We start from the raw sequence: 19,659 nt of genomic DNA, 5'->3' as shown, positions 1-19,659 counted from the left end.
TCCTGTTCGAGAAGTAGCTTCAGCTGTGCGGCGGGCGTCGTTCGCCGTGCCGGGTCGCCTCTTCGAAGGCGCGCCCGGCCCGCAGTACCGTCAGTTCGTCCCGGAACTTTCCGAGCAGCTGCACGCCTACGGGCAGCCCGTCCGAGGTGAATCCGGCCGGAACGGCCAGCGCCGGGCAGCCAGTGACCGAAACGGCGGACGCCGAGCTCATCCAGTCCAGGTAGTCCCGCATTGGCGTGCCGTCGACCTCGTCCGGGTATTCGAGTTCGACCGGAAAAGGAGGCACCTGGCTGACCGGCAGCAGGAGCACGTCGTACCCGGCGAAGAATTGCCCCACCCGGTGAAACAGCGCGGCCTGCAGTTGTTCCGCCCGGGCGAGGTCGGTGCCGGTGAGCCGCCGGCCGTATCGGATGTTGTCGGCCAGCGTCTGCTTGAACTCGCCGGGATGCTCATCGAGGCTGGCGGCGAACGACATCGCGAACCGCCAGCCTCGGCGGGTCCGGAAGACCTCGTCGGCGCCGGCGAAGTCGGGGCAGTCGCGGACCACGGTGCTGCCGAGGTCGCGAAAGACCTGGGCCGCCGATTCCACCACCGCCCGCACGGACGGTTCCACCGGCACCGCGCCGCCCAGGTCAGGCGACCACGCCACGCGCAGCGAGCGCGGGTCGACCGTCGACGGCTGGGCGAAACGGCAGGGGTCCTCGCAGATCGAGAGGGGAGAGCGCGAGTCGGGACCGGCCATGACGGACAACAGCAACGCCACATCCGCGACTGTCCGGGCCATCGGGCCCTGCACCACGGTCGTTTCCCAGAGCGCCCGGTCCGGCACGACCGGTACGCGTCCGGGAGAAGGGCGCAGGCCCACGACATTGCAGAACGACGCCGGGTTGCGAATCGAGCCGCCCATGTCGCTGCCGTCGGCGAGCGGCTGCATCCCCGCGGCGAGCGCTGCTGCCGCTCCGCCGCTGCTTCCGCCCGCCGACCGGGTCCGGTCGTAGGGGTTGCGAGTGGCGCCGAACATCCGGTTGAACGTGTGGGAACCGGCTCCGAACTCGGGCACGTTCGTCTTGCCGAGCGTGATCGCGCCGGCCGCGCGCATCCGCTCGATGCTGAGGTGATCGCGGTCGGGGATGTTGTCCGCCAGCAGCGGATGACCGCTGGTCGTCCGCACGCCCGCGGTGTCGTGGGTGTCTTTGTGCGCGACCGGGATGCCGTGCAGCGGACCGAGCAGCTCGCGGCGGACGAACCGCTGGTCCGCTTCAGCCGCCTCGGCCAGGGCCTTCTCCGCAGTGAGGGTGACGATGGCGTTGATCCGGGGGTTGGCCTGTTCGATCCGCTCGAGGTGGGCCGTGACGACTTCACGCGCGGAGATCTCGCCGCCGTGGAGCCTGCGGGCCAGCTCCGTGGCGGGCACGTCGCAGATGTCGGGATGGACCGGGCTACCCATGGGCTGCCTCCACGGCCGGTCGGCTGTGCGGACTGTTGTCGGCGAAGTCGGGTACGACCACCCCTGCCTCGATCGGCCAGTGCACGTCGACGCGCTGGCCGGCAGTCACCGTTCCGGCGGCGCCGTTGTCGCGGACCTGACCCCGCGTGCCGCCGTCGAACTCGACGAAGATCCGGCGGAAAGCACCTTGGTAGACGACGTCGGTGACGCTCGCGGACAATGCGTTCCCGCCGTGCTCGGCGGGAACGCCGATGGAGAGCCGCTCGGGGCGCACGACCAGTGTCACCGCGTCGGATTCGATGCGGCTCTCCGTACGGAGCCGGCACCAGCCGGTGTCGAGCAGCCCGTCCCGGAGCCGGCCGGAGAAGACGTTCGAGTCGCCGAGGAAGGTGGCGACGAACCGGGACGCGGGCGCGTCGTAGAGGTCCGCCGGGGTGCCTACCTGCTCGATCCGGCCGTCGCGGAACAGGGCGATGCGGTCGGAAAGGGCGAGGGCTTCTTCCTGATCGTGCGTGACGAACACGAACGTGATCCCGAGTTCCTTGTGCAGCCGGGCGATCTCCAGCTGCAGCGACTCCCGCAGCTTCTTGTCCAGCGCCCCGAGCGGTTCGTCGAGAAGCAACGCACGCGGCTGGAAGACCACGGCGCGGGCCAGCGCGACGCGTTGCTGCTGCCCGCCGGACAACTGGGACGGCAGCCGGGCGCCGTGCTCGCCGAGGTGAACCAGGTCCAGCGCGTCGGCGACCCGGCGCGCGATCTCTTTCTTGCCCACCTTGCGGCGCTTGAGCGGGAAAGCGACGTTCTCGGCGGTGGTCAGGTGCGGGAACAGCGCGTAGTTCTGGAACACCATCCCGAGGTTGCGGCGGTAGGGCGCGATCGGCGCGATGTCGGAGTCGTCGAGCAGGATCTGGCCGGAGGTCACGTCCTCGAAGCCGGCGATCATGTTCAACGTGGTCGTCTTGCCCGAACCGCTCGGGCCGAGCAGCGTCATGAACTCGCCGGCTTCGACGGCGAGGTCGACGCCGTCGACGGCGGGGCGGGACGTGCCGCGAAAGACCTTGGTCAGGCCGCGGGTCTGGATGCGGGCGCCGATGGTCTGCTCAGGAAGCATGGCGGTTCCTCCTCGTCACGGATGCGAGTCCCAGCAGTGCCGTGGACACCACGAGCACGATGGTCGACGCCGCCGCGATGGTCGGGTCGACCTCGTTGGTGACCGAGGTGAACATCCGGACCGGCAGGGTCTGCAGGGTCGGGGACTGGATGAACAGGGATACGACGACCTCGTCGAACGAGGTCACGAAGGCGAACAAGGCGCCCGCGAGAACGCCCGGGCGGATCAAGGGGAACGTCACCGACCAGAAGGTCGTCCACGGTGACGCGCCGAGGCTGGCCGAAGCTCGCTCGAGGACCCGGTCGAAACCGGCGAGCGCCGCGGTCACGTTGACGGTCACGAACGGCAGTGCCAGCACGGTGTGCGCGGCGACGAATCCCGCCGGGGTGCCGATCAGTCCCCAGTCCAGGAAGGCGGCGTACATCAGGACCGCCACTACGATGCCGGGAACGATGAGGGGAGCCATGAACAGCCCGTTGATCGCGCCCTTGCCGCGGAACTTCCGGCCGGCGAGAGCGAAGGACGCGCAGGTGCCGAGCGCCGTCGCCACGAGGGTGACGATCACCGCGAGCTGCAGAGAGGTGAGCAACGCGGAGAGCCAGCTCGGGTCGCTGAAGAACTTCTCGTAGTGCTGGAGGCTCCACGAGCGCGGCGGGAACTCGAAGCTGTCCGCGCCGGAGAAGCTGATCGGAACGACGATCAGGGTGGGCACCACCAGCCACGCGGCGACAAGCACGCCGATCGCGGTCAGGAAGGTGCGCAGCCCGCGGCCGGTTTTCACAGCGCAGCACCCCCCGTCATGCTGGAGCCCGTGCTGTTCGGGCCTTTCGAGCGGGTGGCGAATTGGACCCCGCCGACGAGAGCCAGGGTGAGCACGAGCAGCGCGACCGCGAGTGCGCCCGCGCCGCCGAAGTTCGCCAGCTGGTTGATCTGGACCGAGATGAACTGCGCGAGCATCGACTGCTTCGGGGAACCCACCAGCGACGGCGTTACGTAGAAGCCGAGCGACAGCACCATGACCAAGGTGGCGCCTGCGGCGACACCGGGCAGGGACAACGGCAGGTAGACCTTCAGGAACGCGGTGGCGGGGCGAGCGCCGAGGGAGAGCGCCGCGTCGACTAGACGGCGGTCGATCCCGCGCATGGTCGTGTAGACGGGCAGGACCATGAACGGCAGCATTACCTGAGCCATCGCCAGGGTGACGCCGGCGCTGGAGCCCAGCAGGTGCAGGCGGCCGATCCCGAGTGCGCCCAGCACCGAGTTCACGACGCCATTGTCTTGCAGCAGCACGACCCACGCGAAGGTCCGCGCCATCAGCGAGGTCCAGAACGGCACGAGCACGATGGCTAGCAGGACTCCGCGCCAGCGCCGGGTCGCGATCGTCATCAGGTAGGCGTAGGGGTAGGCGCAGCACAGGCAGACGACCGTCACGATGACGGCCATGCCGAGCGTGCGCAGGACGATCGTCGCGGCGACGTCGTCGGTGACGATGGCGGTGTAATTCCCGAAGCCCGGGGTCGGCGCGGTCACCGACAGCCACAGCAGGCGCAGTGCGGGCACCACGAAGAAGACGAGCACGACGGCCAAGGCCGGCAGAACCAAGAGGGCGCCGAGCTGGCGGAGCGATCGGCGCTTTCGGCGGCCAGGCGGGGAAACTCCGCCGCGGCCGGGGCTCAGGACCGGGTTCGGCAGGGACGTCGCTGTCATGGTCGAAGCTCCTTCTGTCGGCCGGGCGACGCGATCTCAGAAGACGAGACGTATTTCATGAAGTGAAACGAGACAGTGCCGGACGGGGCGGGCGATGTCAACTGAGCTCAGCAGCTTTTACCGATAAGAAACCGGGCCGGAATAGGTCTGCCGAGGGCTTGACGAGGGACCGTCGTCCATTCATGCTTTTCTCACTACGACTCACATTTCACATTATGAAATCTACGACGATCGCAGTGGAGAAGGAGGTAGTTCTGATGCGCCTCAACAGACGACTCGGGACAGCGGTGACTTTGGCCGGCCTGGTGGCGCTGACGGCCACCGGTTGCTTCGGGCAGTCGGCCAACTCCGCGAGCGGGACCGGCAGTGTCGTCTTCGCGAATACCGGTGGCGCGCTTGCCTCGGTGTTCAAGCAGAACGCGTACGCGGATCTGGCCGCGAAGGGCATCACCGTCTCGGAGGAGTCGCCGAACAACGAGGCGAAGCTGATCGCGATGGTGCAGGGCGGGAAACCGACCTGGGATGTCTTCTACAGCTCGCCGTACCGGGCGATCGGCAAGTGCGGCACGCTGTTCGAGAAGATCGACTATCACAAGGTCGACACCAGCGGGCTCGACAAGTCGCAGATGTCCGAGTGCGGCATCCCGGTGCTGAACTCCTACTTCGTCCTCGTCTACAACAAGGACAAGTACGGCGCGAACCCGCCGAAGAGCTGGGCCGACTTCTACGACCCGGCCAAATTCCCCGGCACTCGCGGGATCATGAACTACGCCAAGGACGCGGGCATGGAGACCGCCCTGCTGGGCTCGGGCGTTCCGGCGGACAAGCTCTACCCGCTGGACTACGGCAAGGCATTCGCCACCCTGGGCAAGATCCGCAACAACGTCCGCTTTTTCGATACCGGGGCACAGCAGACGCAGGCCCTGCAGTCGGGAGAGGTCGACATGATGCTTTCCTGGCCGGGTCGCGCCTACGACGCCGTCCGGAGCGGAGCACACCTCGCCGCGGTGTACGACCAGCCTCTGAAGTACTACGACGTGCTCACGATCGTGAAGGGCTCGCCGCACCAGGAACAGGCGTACGCGTTGATCAACGCGCTCATCGGGAAGAAGAACCAGCAGGCGATCGTCGACCGGCTGCCCTACGGTCCGGCGAACTCGCAGGTCCCCAAGTCCACCGACCCCGCGGTCGATGCCTTCGTCGCCGACAACACGAAGGCGAACGGCACCGTCGTCGTGCGCGACAACGAGTGGTGGTCCAAGAACTTGGACGACGCCACCGCGCGATGGACGAAGTGGGTCAACGGCTGACGTTCGTCGCTGGCAGCGACGAAAGACGTCGACTCGGGCAGTCACCGCGCGCGGAGCCTCCGCCCGGCGGGCGGTGACCCCGGGCGCGGTGTCGGCGAATCCTGGCCAGCACAGCCGAAAACCTGCGCCCAGTCCTCCAGGCCGGCTCCGGACCGGCGAAGCCGTGCGAGACTCAAGGCCAGTCGGTCAGCCGGCCTGGCCGAGGAAGTCGCTCATCCGCCGCGCGCCCTCGGCGATCGAGGTTTCGTCGGCGGCGTAGGACATCCGCAGATAGCCGTCAGTTCCGAAGGCTTCGCCGGGCACGACCGCGACGTCTGCGCGGTCGAGGATCAGCTCCGCCAGTTCCGCGCTCGACTTCGGGACTGTCCCGCCGATCTCCCGGCCCAGCAGCGCCTTCACCGAGGGATACACGTAGAAGGCACCGCGGGGGACTGGGCACTCGACGCCCGGGATCGCCGTGATCGCATCGAGGAGAAGGTCGCGGCGGCGGTTGAAGGTGGCGCGCATGTGGTGCACGCAGTCCAGCGGACCGGACACGGCGGCGAGGGCGGCGCGCTGCGCCACGTTGGACACGTTGCCGCACAGGTGTGACTGCAGCTTCGTAGCCGCCGCGACCACTCGTCGCGGCCCGATGAGCCAGCCGACTCGCCATCCGGTCATGGCGTAGGTCTTCGCGACTCCGTTGAGCACCAGGGTGCGCTCGGCGAGTTCGGGCACAGCGACCGGCAGCGAAACGGCCTCGGCGCCGTCGTAGAGCAGATGCTCGTAGATCTCGTCGGTGACCACCCACAATCCCTTGGCTGCCGCCCAGCGCCCGATTTCCGCCACCTCCCCGGGCGAATACACCGCGCCGGTCGGGTTGTTGGGCGAACAGAACGCCAGCACCTTCGTGCGCGGGCCGCAGGCCGCCTCCAGCGCCGCCGGATCCACGCGGTAGCCGGTCGACTCGTCCGCCACGACCTCGACCGGGATCCCGCCGGCGAGCCGGATCGCTTCCGGGTAGGAGGTCCAGTACGGAGTGGGCAGCAGCACCTCGTCGCCGGGGTTCACGAGCGTCGCGAACGCGGTGTACACCGCCTGCTTGCCGCCGTTGGTGACCAGGACCTGATCGGGGGCGACAGAGTAGCCCGAGTCGCGGAGTGTCTTTTCGCCCAAGGCTTCGCGAAGATCAGGCAGCCCGGCAACCGCGGTATAGCCGTGGTTGCCCCGGTCCCGGCACGCCTTCGCCGCTGCCTCGACGATGTGCTCGGGCGTGGGGAAGTCCGGTTGCCCAGCGCCGAATCCGATGACCGGGCGACCGAGCTTGGCCAGTTCGCGCGCCTTCGCGTCCACGGCCAGCGTGGCGGACTCGCTGATCGCGCGGACCTGGTCCGACACGCTGGGCATTGCGGGCACAGAACGCTCCTTCGATATGTTCAGGAGAACAGCGGGACGACGTCGGAGATGAAACGGGCCAGCGATTCCTTCTTCTCTTCGTGGGTCATGCTGTTGTCGGTCCAGTAGCTGAACTCGTCGATGCCCATCGCCTCGTACTCCTTGAGCCGGGCCGCGATCTCCTCCGGGGTGCCGATCATGGCGGTCCGGTGCAGCGAGTCCAGTTCGAACTCCGGCCGGTCGGCGAACTTGGCCTCCGGGCTCGGTTCGAGGAATCCGTTGACCGGCGCGGTCTTGTTGCCGAACCAGGCGTCGAAGGTGCGGTAGAACCGCGAGATCGCCGCGGCGGCGGGCCGCCAGCCCTCGGGATCGTCGGGGGAGTGCACGTAGGTGTGGCGCAGCACCATGATCTCCGGCTGGTCGACCTGGGGGTGATTGGCGACAGCCGTGTCGAACTTCCGCTTGAGGTCGGCGACCTCCTCGTCGCCCTTCATCAGCGGGGTGACCATGACATTGCAGCCCTGCTCGACCGCGAAATCGTGCGACGCCGGGTCGCGCGCGGCGACCCACATCGGCGGGGTCGGCTGCTGGACCGGCTTGGGAACACTGGTCGAGGTCGGAAACTGCCAGATCTCGCCGTCGTGGGCGTAGTCGCCCTGCCAGAGCGCGCGGACCGCGGGCACCAGTTCGCGCAGGTGCTTGCCGCCGTCGGTGGCCTTGAGGCCGGGTGCGAGGCGGTCGAATTCGATCTGGTAGGCGCCGCGGGCGATGCCGACCTCCATCCGCCCGTTGCTGATCACGTCCAGGAGCGCGGTTTCGCCCGCGGCGCGGATCGGGTTCCAGAACGGGGCGATGATGGTGCCCGCGCCCAGCCGGATGGTGCTGGTCTTCGCGGCCAGGTAGGCCAGGACCGGCATCGGGCTGGGCGCGATGGTGTACTCCATCGCGTGGTGTTCGCCGACCCACACGGTGGCGAACCCGCCGGCTTCGGCCATCAGCGCCAGCTCGGCGAGGTTTTCGAACTGCTCGCGGTGGGTGGTCTGCTCGTCCCACCGTTCCATGTGGACGAAGAGGGAGAACCTCATTGAAACTCCTTCGGCCGGCCGGTTTTCATTTCGGCGATGGTCAGGTTTCCGGTGGCCCAATGGGTTTGGGGCACCTCGCGCACGAGGACGCGGATGTGCTCGGGCCGGGTGCCCGCGGTGGCGAGGACCGCCTCGTGCACGGCCGAGATCAGGTCGCGGATCTGCTGTTCGGTCCGGCCTTCGGCGAGGCTGATTTCGACGTTGGGCATGTCAGCTCCGCATCACGAACGGGTCGGGCACCGGGCCTTCGTCGGTGTTGATCCAGACGCTCTTGAGCCGGGTGTAGTCCTTGATGGTTTCGGTGCCGTGCTCCACGCCGGCACCGCTGGACTTGAAGCCCTGGCGGGGCGACATCGGCGACATGGCGCGGTAGGTGTTCACCCACACCGTGCCCGCGTCCAGACGGGCCGCCATCCGGTGCGCACGCGCCAGGTTCGTCGTCCACACACCCGCGGCGAGCCCGTAGTCGGTGTCGTTCGCGAGTTCCACGACCTCGTCCTCGGTGTCGAACGGCATGATCGCCGCGACCGGACCGAAGATCTCCTCCCGCACGGCCCGCATTCCGTTGTGGACGTCGACGAGCACAGTGGGTTCGTAGAAGCAGCCGCCGAGGCCGCCGTCGGTGGCCGTTCCGCCGGTCAGCACCCGGGCCCCCTCGCTGCGGGCAAGGTCCACATAGGACGCGACCTTGTCGCGCTGGTCCGCGAACGCCAGCGGCCCCAGTTCGGTGTCCTCGGCGAGCGGGTCGCCGATGCGGATGCTGCGGGCGCGTTCGCTGACGCGCTCGAGCAGCTCGTCGTACACGGCGCGCTGTGCGAACACGCGGCTGCCCGCGATGCAGGTCTGACCCGCGGCCGCGAAGATCCCCGCGACCACGCCAGTCGCCGCGTTCGCGACATCCGCGTCGGCGAAGACGATGTTGGGCGATTTCCCGCCCAGTTCCAGCGTCGAGCCGATGAACCGGCCCGCGGCCGCGGAGGCGATCCGCGAACCGGTCGCGGTGCTGCCGGTGAACGAGATCTTCGCCAGCCCGGGGTGATCCACCAGCGGCTGCCCGGCCTCGCTCCCGAATCCGGTGACGACATTGACCGCTCCGGGCGGGAAGCCCGCTTCGAGGGCGAGCTCGGCGAGCCGCAGCACCGTCGCGGAGGTGTGCTCGGACGGCTTGACCACGACCGTGTTTCCCGTGCACAAGGCAGGCGCGAGTTTGCTGCTGGTCAGGGTCAGCGGGGAGTTCCAGGGCGTGATGGCGCCGACGACGCCGAGCGGCTCCCGGATCGTGTAGTTCAGCACCCGTCGGTCGGACGTCGGGATCACATCGCCCTGGATCTTGTCGGCGAGGCCGGCGTAATAGTAGTAATACTCGGGAAGCGTGGCGAGCTGGCCGCGCATTTCGCGCAGCAGTTTCCCGTTGTCCAGGCTCTCCGAGCGAGCGAGTTCTTCGGCGTTCTGGGCAATGAGGTCGCCGAGGCGGCGCAGCAGGTGCCCGCGCCGGGTCTGGCTCAGCGCCTGCCACTGCGAGTCGTCGAACGCCTTGCGCGCCGCTTCTACAGCGGCGGCGATGTCGCGGTGGTTGCCGCGCGCCGCCTCGTACAGGACGTCGCCGGTGGCCGGGTTGACGCTCGGGAAGTAGTCGCCCGAATCCGGCGGCGTCGGCTTGCCGCCGATGAAGTGGTGGAGCCGTCGCGGTTCAGACATGGGAGCACCTTCCGATGAATGCGGTCAAGCAGGTGACGAGTTCGCGGGGGGTTTGGACGGGAAGCAGGTGCCGGGCGCCCGCGATCACCTCCGCCGTGCAGTCCGGGATGGCGTCGGCCAGCCGCCGGGTCATCTCCGGCGTGGAGCCGGGGTCCAGTTCGCCGGTCACGGCGAGCGCCGGAGCGCGGATCTGTCCCAGCTGCGGGCCGATCTCGGCGTCGCCGGTGGCGAAGACCCGGTAGCAGCGGACGAAGCTGTCCGGATCGTTGGCTTCCAGCGTCGCCTCGGTCGCGCGGATCCGGTCAGCCGGGACGTCGGTCCCGTCGAACCACCGGTGCAGGGACGCGGCTGTGCTCGCCCGCGGGTCTGCCTCCGCGGTTGCCAAGCGCCGCAGCACGGCCGCCCGCTCGGCATCGGTGCGGCGGCAGACCGAGCTGATCGAAGTCAGCGACGCGACAAGATCCGGACGGTGCACGGCGAGATGCTGTGCCACCAGCGCGCCGAGGGAGAACCCCGCCAGATGCGAGCCCGGCGGGATTTCCCCGGCGACCCCCGCCGCGAGACCGGCCAGCGTCGTGCCCTCCGGAACCGGCGGCCGCGAACCGTGCCCGGGCAGGTCGGGCGCCACGATCCGGAACCGGTCGCCGAGCAGTTCGGCCACCGGCTCCCACAAGGTGCGGTCGAGGCCCACCCCGTGCAGGAGAACCAGTGTCTGCGCGGTCATCGACGGTTACTGTTCGGTGGCGAGCGGAGCGAGCCGCTGCTGCGGCCGTCCCTGCGAAGCGGCGGCGAGGGCCACGACGATCTCGCCGGCGTGCGGCGCGTCGGCGATGCGGACTTCGACGGTCTGGTGGTGCGAGCGGGTCGTGGCGTCGGTGATGTGCTTGAGCGGGATGTCGAAGACGATGCCCGCGGGCGCGCGCTTCTCGACGGCCGGCAGCAGCGTGGTCGCGTTGGCCGCCTTGCGGAAATGGTCGCCGAACTTGAGCGTGTGGATGAGCGCCGAGCCATGCTCGACCTCGCCGTCCAGCCCGACGATGGCGGCCTTGCCGTACGCCTCGGCGGGCCCGCCCAGCGCCTCCATCACCCGCGGCGCGAGCAGCGCGCCGACGTCGGACGCGGTCGCCTCGATGCCGGGTGCCAGGTCCGCGACGAATCCCTGTCCGTGCCAAGGGTTTTCGATGATCGCGGCGACGACGGCCACGCGGGCCGCCGGTTCCACCGGGCGGCCGCCCTCGGTCAAGGTCTCCTCGACGACGGTGACGATCTTGCGCAGCTTCATGACGGAACGCTCTCCAGTTTCTTCGAGGTGACGGCGGGGTCGGTGGTGCGGTCCCCAATGCGGGGATGCGGGCGGGGGCCGGTGGAGGCCGCCGCGACGATGACGATCTCGTCGGGCCGGGGCGCGTCGGAGATCCGCGCGGTGACGGTCTGGTAGTGGCTGCGGGTCGCGGCGTGCGTCTTGTGCCACAACGGAACCACCAGCGTCGTGCCGGCCTCCGCGCGCGTGTCGGCGAAGCAGATGATCGATTCTCCGTCGAGGAATTCGCGCATCAGGTTGCCGAAGTACGGGGTGTGGATCAGCGCGCCGCCGTGCTCGATCTCGCCCGCGTTGCCGACCACCGCGGCCTTCCCGAACGCCTCGACGGCGTCGACGCCGCCGAGCGTGTCGAGCAGGCGCCCGGTCAGGACGCGGGCGAGGACCGGTGCGATCGCCACGACTTCGGGCCCGAGGTCCCGCGACGGGCTCGTCCCGAGCCAGGGGTTGCGCAGCACCGCGGCGACGCTCGCCTGCACGGCCGGCCGCGCGGGCTGGGCACCGGCCTCGGTGACCACCTCTTCGCGGTAGACGACGACCTTGCGCAGGCCGATCTCGTCGATGCTCACTTCCTCTTGCATGCCACAGACCGTAAGTCGGATCGAGTCGGCCGTCAAGCGGCCGAGTCTTCAGCGGGCGGCAACGACAGGTCGAGGGGCACGGCGAGGCCGCTCTGCGATACTAATCTGCGCAGGTCAAAGTGTTTTACGGGAGACCTGTCGGGCACCGGGTCGGCCATCCTGGCCGCTGATGGTCGCGGCAATCCATTGACATGCAAGGGTGACCGCGCCTACCTTCTCTTGCATGCCAGGAGGCGGCCCTGCCGCGATACCGGCCGCTCCGGACGCCAGGCCTTCCGCCCCGCCTCCCGCGCCTCGATCCCCACTCGAAAGGTGATCCGATGCCCAGCAACGAAGCTGCATCCCCGGTACCGGCCGGGGAAGCACCGGACCTGCACTACCGCGACCGGATCGCGGTGGTCGAACCGTACGGGGTGGACGCCATCCCGGACTCCGAGCGGCACGGCAAGCCGGTCTCGCAGTTCTTCATCTGGTTCGCGGCCGGCATGAACTTCCCGATCATGGTGCTCGGGTTCGTCGCGTCCGGGTTCGGCCTGTCGCTCACGTCCGCGGTCACCGCGATCATCGGCGGTTCGCTGCTGGGCGCGGTGCTGATGGGGGTGTTCTCCCGGATGGGCGGGCGCCTCGGCGTCGCGCAGCAGATCCAGGCCCGCGGCCCGCTCGGGTTCTTCGGGAACTTCATCCCGGTCGCCTATGTCAACGTCTTCGCCGGCATCGGCTGGGCCGCGGTCACCGTCATCCTCGGCGGACAGGCGCTGAAGGCGCTCGCCCCGGCGATCCCGTACTGGCTGGGCACGCTGGTCCTGGTCGTGCTGCAGCTCGTGGTGGCGGTGTTCGGCTACAACATGATCCACTACCTGGAGCGGATCCTCGCGGTCGTGCTGTTCTTCGGGTTCGTGATGATCACCGTGGTCTCGGTCGGCCGGGGCTGGACGGGCAGCTTCCAGGAAAACCGGCACGCGTCCGGCTGGATCGGCGGCGCCGGCGGCTGGATCACCTTCGCCGGCTACTTCCTGTCGTTCCTGATCGCGTGGTGGCCGTTCGCCTCGGACTACTCCCGCTATCTGCCGGACAGCAACCGAGTCAACCGCGCCACCGGGGTCTGGACGTTCGCGGGCAACTTCCTGTCGCTGTCGTGGCTGGGAATCGCCGGCGCCCTGCTGGGCAACTCGGCCGCTTCCGGCGAGAGCCCCATCGAGGCGCTCGATCGGCTCACCGGCCCGTTCCACGTGCCCGCGCTGCTGGTCATCCTGATCTCGTCGTTCTCGCAGAACTTCCTGAACGTCTACGGCGGCGCGATCTCGGTGCAGACACTGCGGATCCCGATCAGCCGGCGCGCCGCGGTCACCGCCATCTGCGCGGTCGCCTACGCGATCAGTCTCTGGGCCGACGAAGGCTTCGAGGCGAAGTTCAAGACCTTCCTGTTCCTCGGCGCGTACCTGATCGCCCCGTTCGGCGCGGTCCTGCTGCTCGACTACGCGCTCGGACACCGTCGCGACCGGGCGCGCATCGCCGAGCTGTACGACTCCCGCCGAATCCTCGAATGGGGTTTCGTGGCCTGGGTGGTCGGCGCGGCGGTCTCCGCGCTGTTCTGGAATCTGTCGTTCTTCGTCGGCCCGATGGCGAAAGCGCATCCCGAATGGGGAGACCTCTCGTACTTCGTCGGGTTCGGCGTCGCCGCGATCGTGTTCGTCCTGACCTACCGGCTGCCCCCGTTGTGGCACCGCGCGAAACCGGTTTTCGCAGACTCCGCAGCCGTTGACTCCGCTGAGATCAAGAGCGAAGCCCGGGCGTCCTGATCGCCCGCCCGCACCGCAAGAAGGGACAGACTCGCATGGCCGACAACGCCGCTCGGCGCGACCGTATCCAGAAGGCATGGGAAGCAGCATGGGACCGGGGTGAGGTGGCCGCTCTCGACAGTTTGCTCAGCCCGGCCTATCGCCGGATCGAAAGCGGCGGCGCCGAGCACGGCCGCGACGAGTTCAAGGCGTCCATCGTCTCGACTCGCGCCGCGTTCCCGAACCTCTCGACTGTCGTGGACGAGATCGTCGTCGAGGGCGACCGCGCGGCCGTCCGCTGGCACAGCAGCGGCGCGCACACCCAGTCGTTTCTCGGCGTCCCCGCGACCAACCGCTCGGTCGAGGTCAACGGCGCCACCTTCGCCCGGTTCCGCGATGACCTCATCGTCGAGGAAACGGTCACCTGGGACCCGCGGGCATTGCTGACCGCGCTCGGCATCGTCTCGGTCGGACAGGACCGGTGACCGCCATGACTTCGACCGTCTCTCCGGGGAACAGCCCGATGACTTATCCCGACCCGGACCTGATGAAGCAGGTGAACAGCCGGTTCGTCAGCGGCGTCACCGTCGTGGCCGCGCTCGACGACAACACGCCGCGCGGGCTCGCGGTGAACGCTTTCTCCAGCATCTCGCTGGACCCGCCGACGGTGATGGTCGCTGTCCAGCACACTTCTTCCACGCACGACTGCCTGTACCGGACCGGCCACCTCGCGATCAACATCCTGTCCACCGGGCAGCTCGACGTCGTCAAGACCTTCGCCACGAAGTCCGCCGACAAGTTCGCCGGGCTGGACTGGACGCCGGGCCCGCACGGCAGCCCGCTGCTGGAAGGCAGCGCCGCGCGGATGGAGGTCGAGATCCGCGAACGCCTGCTGGCCAGCACGCACACCGTGTTCATCTGCCGGGTCGTCCACGCGGAGATCGCCGATGTCCCGTCGATGATGTACAGCGCGGGTAGGTTCTTCGACGGAAGCGCCCTGGATCCGCTGGCCTAGCCCGGCAGCGGAACACCGGGCAGGAGAAGGGAGACAGGCAGCATGGCTGGCGTCAACGGGACGGGCCCCGGCTCGATCCAAGGCAGGCTGATCGCCGAGATCCGGCGCCGCATCATCGCCGGCGAGGTCTCGCCCGGGATGAGCCTGTCCGAGCTCGCGCTCGCCGAGGAGTTCGGCGTCAGCCGGACCCCGGTCCGGGAAACCTTCAAACAGCTGCAGACCGAAGGCCTGGTCGAGATCCGCCCGCGGGTCGGCACTTTCGTCACCGCGCCGTCCCGGCGGGAGATCACCGAGCTGTTCGAGATGAAGGAACTCCTCGAAGGGGCCGCGGCTAGACTGCTCGCCCAGCGCGGCCAGGTGCCCGAGATCGACCAGCTCAAGGAAAACCTGCGCCAAGCCGACCTGGCGGTCGACGCCGACGATCGGCAGCGCTACGCGCAACTGGTCGAGGAATTCCACGACCTCATCATCGTGGGCGCGGACAACCGGAAACTCGAAGCGCACTACCGCACCCTGATGAACCAGCTCGCCTATTCGCGGCTGGTCACCACGTCGCTGAAGCAACCGGGCCGGCCGCACCAGTCCGACCGCGAACACCACCACGTCCTCGAACTGATCCTGTCCAAAGACGGCGACAGCGCCGAGCAGGTCATGCGCGAGCACGTCCGGGCCAGCCGGCGCGCCCTGCTCGCGGGCCTGCGCAGCGGCGAGGCCGAACCTGACGACAACTAGGAAAGCCACGATGACCGATCTCTGCACTCTCCCGGCCCCGGCAGCCACGACCCCGCACCCGGACGACGCGGTGCGCGCGGCCTTCGCCGCCGGCCGGCCCGCGGTCTTGCTGGACGAAGCGGGAGCAGTGCTCGCACTCCCCGCGCAAGCTGCCACTCCCGAACTCCTGCACTTCGCGATCCGGCATTCCTCCGGGCTGTTGCACGCCGCCGCACCGTCGGCCTTGCTCGACCGCCTGCGGGTACCGGATCAGCCGGTGCTGGGGGCCGAGGACAGCGGCACCTCCTTCACCGTGGCGGTCGACGCGGCGATCGGGGTCGGGACCGGGATCTCCGCGCGGGACCGTGCACGCACCATGCGCGTGATCGCCGACCCGTGCGCTGCCCCCGCCGATTTGATCCGGCCCGGGCACGTGCTGCCGATCCGTTGCGCCGACGGGGGATTCGCCGCCCGTCCGCGCGTGTGGGAACGGGCCGTGGACCTGATCGCCGCCTCCGGCTGCCGTCCGGTCGCTATGGTGTGCCGCCTCGTCTCGGACGAGGGCGAGCCGCTCGACGACATGGCGGGCGAGCGCTTCGCCCGTGTGCACCTGCTGCCGGTCGCCGCGCGACTGGGTTTCGCGACGACGCGAGCCAGCTGAGATTCGGCGTAAGCGGGAAAGCGGATGCCGACCAGGGGAGTTGCGGACGACGCCCCGGCGTTCCAGCCTGAGCCCAGCCAAGGCCCAGTGCCGTCGGTGCGCGACGTCCGCCGAATGGCCGGGGTCGGCGAAGAGACACGCAGTACGGGTGCGTGTCCGAGGGGTTCCGGCGACACTCACCCTCCTCAGCCGAGCAGCTTGCCCCATCGCGATGCCAATGGCGGGACCCCGGCCAACTGCAGGCAACGCCACAGCGTCACCGCGACAGAGTCGAGGGCCGCGACACCGGTGCGCGCTTCGAGGTCGGCGACCAGTGGCGCCCCGTACAGGTTCGTGCACAGGAAGACCAGCGCGTCGGGCCGGTCCGCGGCGAGTTCGAGGGAGGCCGGCAGCAATTCGTCCGGCCGTACCCGGGCGAACGACTCGTTGTCGCTCAGCCCCAGCGCCCGATGTCCGGCGACGGTGATTCCCTGTTTGGCATAGCGGTCGACGACCTGGGCGTTCACGTCCTCGGTGTAGGGCGTGACAAGCCCGATCCGGCTCGTGCCGAACTCGGCGAACGCGTCGAGGTAGGCGAGCGTCGAGGTCGTCGCCGGCACGCCGGTCGCCGCGGTGATCTCGGCGGCGATCTCCCGGTCGTGCTCCGGCCCGAGCCACGAGCCCGAAGTGCCGTTCCACGCGATCACATCGACGCCCGCCGTCGCGAGCAGTTCGGCTGCGCGCCGCATGCCGTCGACGTCGAACTGCTTGTCGGAGTCCACGTCGAGTGCGATCCGGGTGACCGGGATGCGTGTCGAGTGGACGGTGACGTCCTCGCGCTCGCCGAGCATGCGATAAGTCATCGGCTCGAGGCAGGTGTTCGAGGACGGCACGACCATGCCGATCCGCCGAGGGCGGTGCGCGTCAACCATCGTCAGGCTCCTTTCATCGCGGCGAGTGGCACCGGTTGCGGGTCTCCGAGCGCGGCCGCTTCGCGATAGCCGAGCCGCGCGAGGAACCGGCCCGCTGGACCGGGGTCGTGGAAGCCGTCCTCGTCGAGCACGACTTTTCCGCCGGAGACGACCACCTGCGGCCAGCCGCGCAGCCGCTTTCCCTCGAACGGCGAGAAGTCCGTGCCCATGTGCAGGGCGGCGCCATCGACGGTGCGGGTCTCGGCGGGATCGAACAGCACCAGGTCGGCGTCGTAGCCTGGGGCGATGATGCCCTTGCCCGGCAGGGCATTGATCCGAGCCGGACCAGTCGAGAACAGCTCCGCGAAGCGTTCGAGAACACGGGGCTCAGGCACCCCGGCGGACGCTTCGGCGAGCGCGGTGAAGGCGACCGGCATGCGCGTCTCGACGCCGGGCAGCCCGTGCGGCATCTGCCGGATGTCGTCGGCGCGTACGCGCTTCTGCGTCAGGTCGTAGCACGAGTGGTCGCTGGAGACGGTGTGCACCGAGCCGGCGGCGTACCGTTCGCGCAGCGCGGCAACGGTTGCGGCACAACGCATCGGCGGGCAGCACGCGAACCATTCCGGGAACTTCGACGAGTACACGCCGTCGTCGAGCACGAGGTAGTGCGGGCAGGTCTCGGAGTGGATCGCCAGGCCGCGCGCGCGGGCCTCGGCGACGAGGTCGACGGCGCGGGGCGTCGACTGGTGGACGAAATACACCGGGGCGCCGGTGTACTCGGCCATCGCCAGGGTTTCTCGGACGGATGCCTCCTCGGCGATTTCCGGCCGGGTCTGGTGCAGGTGCTCGATCCCGATCTCGCCGGCCGCGGCGCGGCGGTCGGTGCAGTCGACGATCAACGCGTCGTGTTCGGCGTGGATGTAGGTGAGGCCGTCGAGCCGGACCATCTCGCGCATGACCTTGAGTACGGTGTCGTTCGACGCGATCGTGGTGCCGCGGTTGGTCAGGTACATCTTCACCGAGCGGACGCCGAGCGCGGCGAGCTCCTCGAGCTGCGCGGGCACCGTGTCGTCCCAGTCGACGACCGCGCCGTGCAGTGCGACGTCGCAGCGGGATTCGCGCGCCAGCTCGATCTTGTTCCTGGCCGCTTCCAGCGGGGATTCGCTGCTGTCGCGCGGGATGCCGAAGTCCAGGATCGTGGTGGTGCCGCCCCACAGCGCTGCGGTGGACGTGCTGGCGAAGTCGTCCAGCGTCCGGTAGCGCCCGGTGACCTGGGCGACGTGGCAGTGCCCGTCGACGCCGCCCGGGAGGACCGCGCGGCCGGCGGCGTCCACGACGCGTTCGGCCGCGGGCACGGGTTCGCTCGCGTCGACGACCGCCGTGACCCGCCTCCCGTCGACGACGACGTGGGCGTTGCGCGTCCCGGACGCGTTGACGACGAGCCCGTCCGCGATGACGAGATCGGGTTTCACTCGGCGCTCCTTTTGGTGGCGGCGGGCGGGCCCGCGAACTGCGCCGCTTCGAGTGCGGCGTCGAGGGCGGGGCTGAGCCCGGCTCGGGGTTTGCGGGGCGGCGCGGCGAACGAACCGGCGCGGTGCGTCCCGGACGCGAGGCCGGCCACTGCCTCGGCGAACCGGATCCCGGCGCCGATGCCGTCGACGACCGGAACCGGAATCTCGCCGGAGACCTCGCGCGCGAGCCCGGCCAGCGGTGCGCCGGCCAGGATCACGACGTCGGCGCCGTCCTGCTCGACCGCGAGCCGCGCGAGGTCGACGAGCGTCGCGCGGAAGTCGTCCTGGACGCTGCCGATGCCGTGCAGGGCTTCCTTGATCGACCGGATAGAGGCGAGCCTCCCGCCGAAGCCGAACCGTTCCACACATTCGCGATACCACGCGGTGATCCGGTCCGAGATGGCGATGATCGAGAACCGCTGTCCCTGCAGGGCCGCGGCGCACAGCGCGGCCTCGGTGATGCCGAGGACGGGTACGTCCGCGAGTTCTTTGAGCGCGGGCAGTCCGGGGTCGCCGAACGCGGCGACGAGCACCCCGTCCACGTCCCGGTGCTCCGCGATCAGCTCAGCGACGGCTCCTGCGGCGAGCAGCGCCTCGAAGCGCGTTTCGATGTACTCGACGCCGTGTCCGGCGGTGCGCACGACGAGTTCGGTCGTCGGGGCGGTCGACCGTTGCGCCTCCGCGCGGATCAGGTCGGTGACGTCGTCGCTGATGTTCGGATTGACGACGAGAAGTCTCACTGTGCTTCTCCTGCCTTTCGGATCCGGTCTCAGACCGTGTCCGGGTACTGGCGGTGGTACTTGCCTACGTGGTGCTCGGACTGGGCGCCGGCGCGGGCGGGATCTCCGGACGCGATGGCGGCGAGCAGATCGCGATGTTCCTGCACGAGCTCGGCCAGGTCGTTGACGTGGCGGAAGAGCCAATGCATCCGGCCCTGCAACGGTTCCAGCGCGGTTCGCAGGAACCGGTTGCCCGCGATGCGCGTGACCTCGTCGTGGAACGCGCTGTTGGCCCGGTGCGCCTCGTTGACGCTGCCGCGGGCGAGCGCGTCCGCCGCGCGGTCGACGAGTTCGCCTAGCCGGGCGAGATCGTCCGGCGTCGCCCGTTCGGCGGCGAGACGGCAGGCGAGTACTTCGAGCGAAGCGCGGACAGCGAACAGGTCGTCCACGTCCTGGTCGCTGAGCCCGGCGACGACAGAGCTGCGCGAAGCGCCTTTCGCCAGCAGACCCTCCTGCGCGAGCATCCGCAGCGCTTCGCGCACCGGCAGCCGCGAAACGGCGAACTCGGCGGCGATGTCCCGTTCGACCAAGCGCATGCCCGGCGGGTAGACGCCTTCGAAGATCCGGGTCCGCAGCGCGTCCCGGATTGTCTCCCGCAGCGGGCCGTCGCGGTGCGTTCCCTCCGCCGGCTGTGCCATCGCGTCCCCCTTCGAATCGGCAGTCGTCAAGACGTGCCATGGAAT

General features: G+C 69.2%; 21 protein-coding genes. 6 read left to right on the top strand and 15 right to left on the bottom strand.

What is annotated here, in order from left to right:
• Positions 1–19: 19 nt before the first annotated feature.
• From AMYBE_RS0113680 to AMYBE_RS0113665, 4 genes are read right to left on the bottom strand one after another with little or no spacing between them, the layout of a single operon-like run.
• Positions 20–1,447 (bottom strand): amidase, encoded by a 1,428-nt coding sequence (locus tag AMYBE_RS0113680; protein WP_020659952.1) that lies wholly within the window; start codon positions 1,445–1,447, stop codon positions 20–22.
• Positions 1,440–2,558: an ABC transporter ATP-binding protein gene (locus tag AMYBE_RS41625; protein ID WP_020659951.1), complete on the bottom strand. Its 1,119-nt coding sequence runs from the start codon at positions 2,556–2,558 to the stop codon at positions 1,440–1,442. Before AMYBE_RS41625 ends, AMYBE_RS0113680 begins: the two co-directional genes overlap by 8 nt.
• Positions 2,548–3,339, bottom strand: coding sequence for an ABC transporter permease (locus AMYBE_RS0113670; protein ID WP_020659950.1), 792 nt, complete (start codon positions 3,337–3,339; stop codon positions 2,548–2,550). Before AMYBE_RS0113670 ends, AMYBE_RS41625 begins: the two co-directional genes overlap by 11 nt.
• Positions 3,336–4,265, bottom strand: coding sequence for an ABC transporter permease (locus AMYBE_RS0113665; RefSeq protein ID WP_020659949.1), 930 nt, complete (start codon positions 4,263–4,265; stop codon positions 3,336–3,338). Before AMYBE_RS0113665 ends, AMYBE_RS0113670 begins: the two co-directional genes overlap by 4 nt.
• A 257-nt stretch (positions 4,266–4,522) precedes the next feature.
• Between AMYBE_RS0113665 and AMYBE_RS0113660 the strand changes: the two genes are divergently transcribed.
• Positions 4,523–5,575, top strand: a complete 1,053-nt coding sequence (locus tag AMYBE_RS0113660) for an extracellular solute-binding protein (RefSeq protein ID WP_020659948.1) — start codon at positions 4,523–4,525, stop codon at positions 5,573–5,575.
• 186 nt (positions 5,576–5,761) lie between these two features.
• Here the strand turns inward: AMYBE_RS0113660 and AMYBE_RS0113655 are convergent, their stop codons facing one another.
• Genes AMYBE_RS0113655 through AMYBE_RS0113625 form a run of 7 tightly spaced genes read right to left on the bottom strand, consistent with a single transcriptional unit; the run spans position 5,762 to position 11,631 of the window.
• On the bottom strand, positions 5,762–6,961 hold the full coding sequence (locus AMYBE_RS0113655) for a pyridoxal phosphate-dependent aminotransferase (RefSeq protein ID WP_020659947.1): 1,200 nt from the start codon (positions 6,959–6,961) through the stop codon (positions 5,762–5,764).
• A gap of 29 nt (positions 6,962–6,990) precedes the next feature.
• Entirely contained in the window at positions 6,991–8,034 is a 1,044-nt protein-coding gene (locus AMYBE_RS0113650; RefSeq protein ID WP_020659946.1) for an LLM class flavin-dependent oxidoreductase, read from the bottom strand.
• A complete protein-coding gene (locus AMYBE_RS0113645; RefSeq protein ID WP_020659945.1) occupies positions 8,031–8,243 on the bottom strand; it encodes a tautomerase family protein in 213 nt (70 codons plus the stop codon). The genes AMYBE_RS0113650 and AMYBE_RS0113645 overlap by 4 nt, the downstream gene beginning before the upstream one ends.
• A gap of 1 nt (position 8,244) precedes the next feature.
• Positions 8,245–9,732 (bottom strand): aldehyde dehydrogenase, encoded by a 1,488-nt coding sequence (locus tag AMYBE_RS0113640; protein ID WP_020659944.1) that lies wholly within the window; start codon positions 9,730–9,732, stop codon positions 8,245–8,247.
• The gene (locus AMYBE_RS0113635) at positions 9,725–10,456 is read right to left on the bottom strand and encodes an alpha/beta fold hydrolase (protein ID WP_020659943.1); all 732 of its coding nucleotides are present in this window, start codon (positions 10,454–10,456) and stop codon (positions 9,725–9,727) included. Before AMYBE_RS0113635 ends, AMYBE_RS0113640 begins: the two co-directional genes overlap by 8 nt.
• A gap of 6 nt (positions 10,457–10,462) precedes the next feature.
• The gene (locus tag AMYBE_RS0113630) at positions 10,463–11,014 is read right to left on the bottom strand and encodes an amino acid synthesis family protein (RefSeq protein ID WP_020659942.1); all 552 of its coding nucleotides are present in this window, start codon (positions 11,012–11,014) and stop codon (positions 10,463–10,465) included.
• Entirely contained in the window at positions 11,011–11,631 is a 621-nt protein-coding gene (locus AMYBE_RS0113625) for an amino acid synthesis family protein (protein WP_027927631.1), read from the bottom strand. The genes AMYBE_RS0113630 and AMYBE_RS0113625 overlap by 4 nt, the downstream gene beginning before the upstream one ends.
• Before the next feature lie 320 nt (positions 11,632–11,951).
• Here AMYBE_RS0113625 and AMYBE_RS0113620 point away from each other — a divergent pair, with 320 nt between their 5' ends.
• The 5 genes from AMYBE_RS0113620 to AMYBE_RS41620 are packed head-to-tail and all read left to right on the top strand — an operon-like array spanning position 11,952 to position 15,796.
• Entirely contained in the window at positions 11,952–13,430 is a 1,479-nt protein-coding gene (locus AMYBE_RS0113620) for a purine-cytosine permease family protein (protein WP_020659940.1), read from the top strand.
• A 35-nt stretch (positions 13,431–13,465) separates the two neighbouring features.
• Positions 13,466–13,894: an ester cyclase gene (locus AMYBE_RS0113615; RefSeq protein WP_020659939.1), complete on the top strand. Its 429-nt coding sequence runs from the start codon at positions 13,466–13,468 to the stop codon at positions 13,892–13,894.
• A 38-nt stretch (positions 13,895–13,932) separates the two neighbouring features.
• Complete coding sequence (locus AMYBE_RS0113610; protein WP_020659938.1) at positions 13,933–14,424, top strand: flavin reductase family protein; 492 nt, start codon at positions 13,933–13,935, stop codon at positions 14,422–14,424.
• A 42-nt stretch (positions 14,425–14,466) separates the two neighbouring features.
• Positions 14,467–15,156: a GntR family transcriptional regulator gene (locus AMYBE_RS0113605; protein ID WP_020659937.1), complete on the top strand. Its 690-nt coding sequence runs from the start codon at positions 14,467–14,469 to the stop codon at positions 15,154–15,156.
• Between the two features lie 10 nt (positions 15,157–15,166).
• Positions 15,167–15,796, top strand: coding sequence for a 3,4-dihydroxy-2-butanone-4-phosphate synthase (locus tag AMYBE_RS41620; RefSeq protein WP_020659936.1), 630 nt, complete (start codon positions 15,167–15,169; stop codon positions 15,794–15,796).
• Between the two features lie 185 nt (positions 15,797–15,981).
• On the opposite strand, the gene AMYBE_RS0113595 is transcribed toward AMYBE_RS41620, so the two are convergent.
• From AMYBE_RS0113595 to AMYBE_RS0113580, 4 genes are read right to left on the bottom strand one after another with little or no spacing between them, the layout of a single operon-like run.
• Complete coding sequence (locus AMYBE_RS0113595; protein WP_020659935.1) at positions 15,982–16,707, bottom strand: maleate cis-trans isomerase family protein; 726 nt, start codon at positions 16,705–16,707, stop codon at positions 15,982–15,984.
• Positions 16,708–16,709: 2 nt separating this feature from the next.
• Positions 16,710–18,158: an amidohydrolase family protein gene (locus AMYBE_RS0113590; protein ID WP_020659934.1), complete on the bottom strand. Its 1,449-nt coding sequence runs from the start codon at positions 18,156–18,158 to the stop codon at positions 16,710–16,712.
• Positions 18,155–18,937, bottom strand: a complete 783-nt coding sequence (locus AMYBE_RS0113585; RefSeq protein WP_020659933.1) for an aspartate/glutamate racemase family protein — start codon at positions 18,935–18,937, stop codon at positions 18,155–18,157. The genes AMYBE_RS0113590 and AMYBE_RS0113585 overlap by 4 nt, the downstream gene beginning before the upstream one ends.
• A gap of 29 nt (positions 18,938–18,966) precedes the next feature.
• The gene (locus AMYBE_RS0113580; RefSeq protein WP_034288507.1) at positions 18,967–19,614 is read right to left on the bottom strand and encodes a GntR family transcriptional regulator; all 648 of its coding nucleotides are present in this window, start codon (positions 19,612–19,614) and stop codon (positions 18,967–18,969) included.
• Between the last annotated feature and the right edge of the window lie 45 nt (positions 19,615–19,659).

The organism is Amycolatopsis benzoatilytica AK 16/65, assembly GCF_000383915.1.
Taxonomy (GTDB): Bacteria; Actinomycetota; Actinomycetes; order Mycobacteriales; family Pseudonocardiaceae; genus Amycolatopsis; species Amycolatopsis benzoatilytica.
This window is presented reverse-complemented; position numbering and strand designations above follow the sequence as displayed.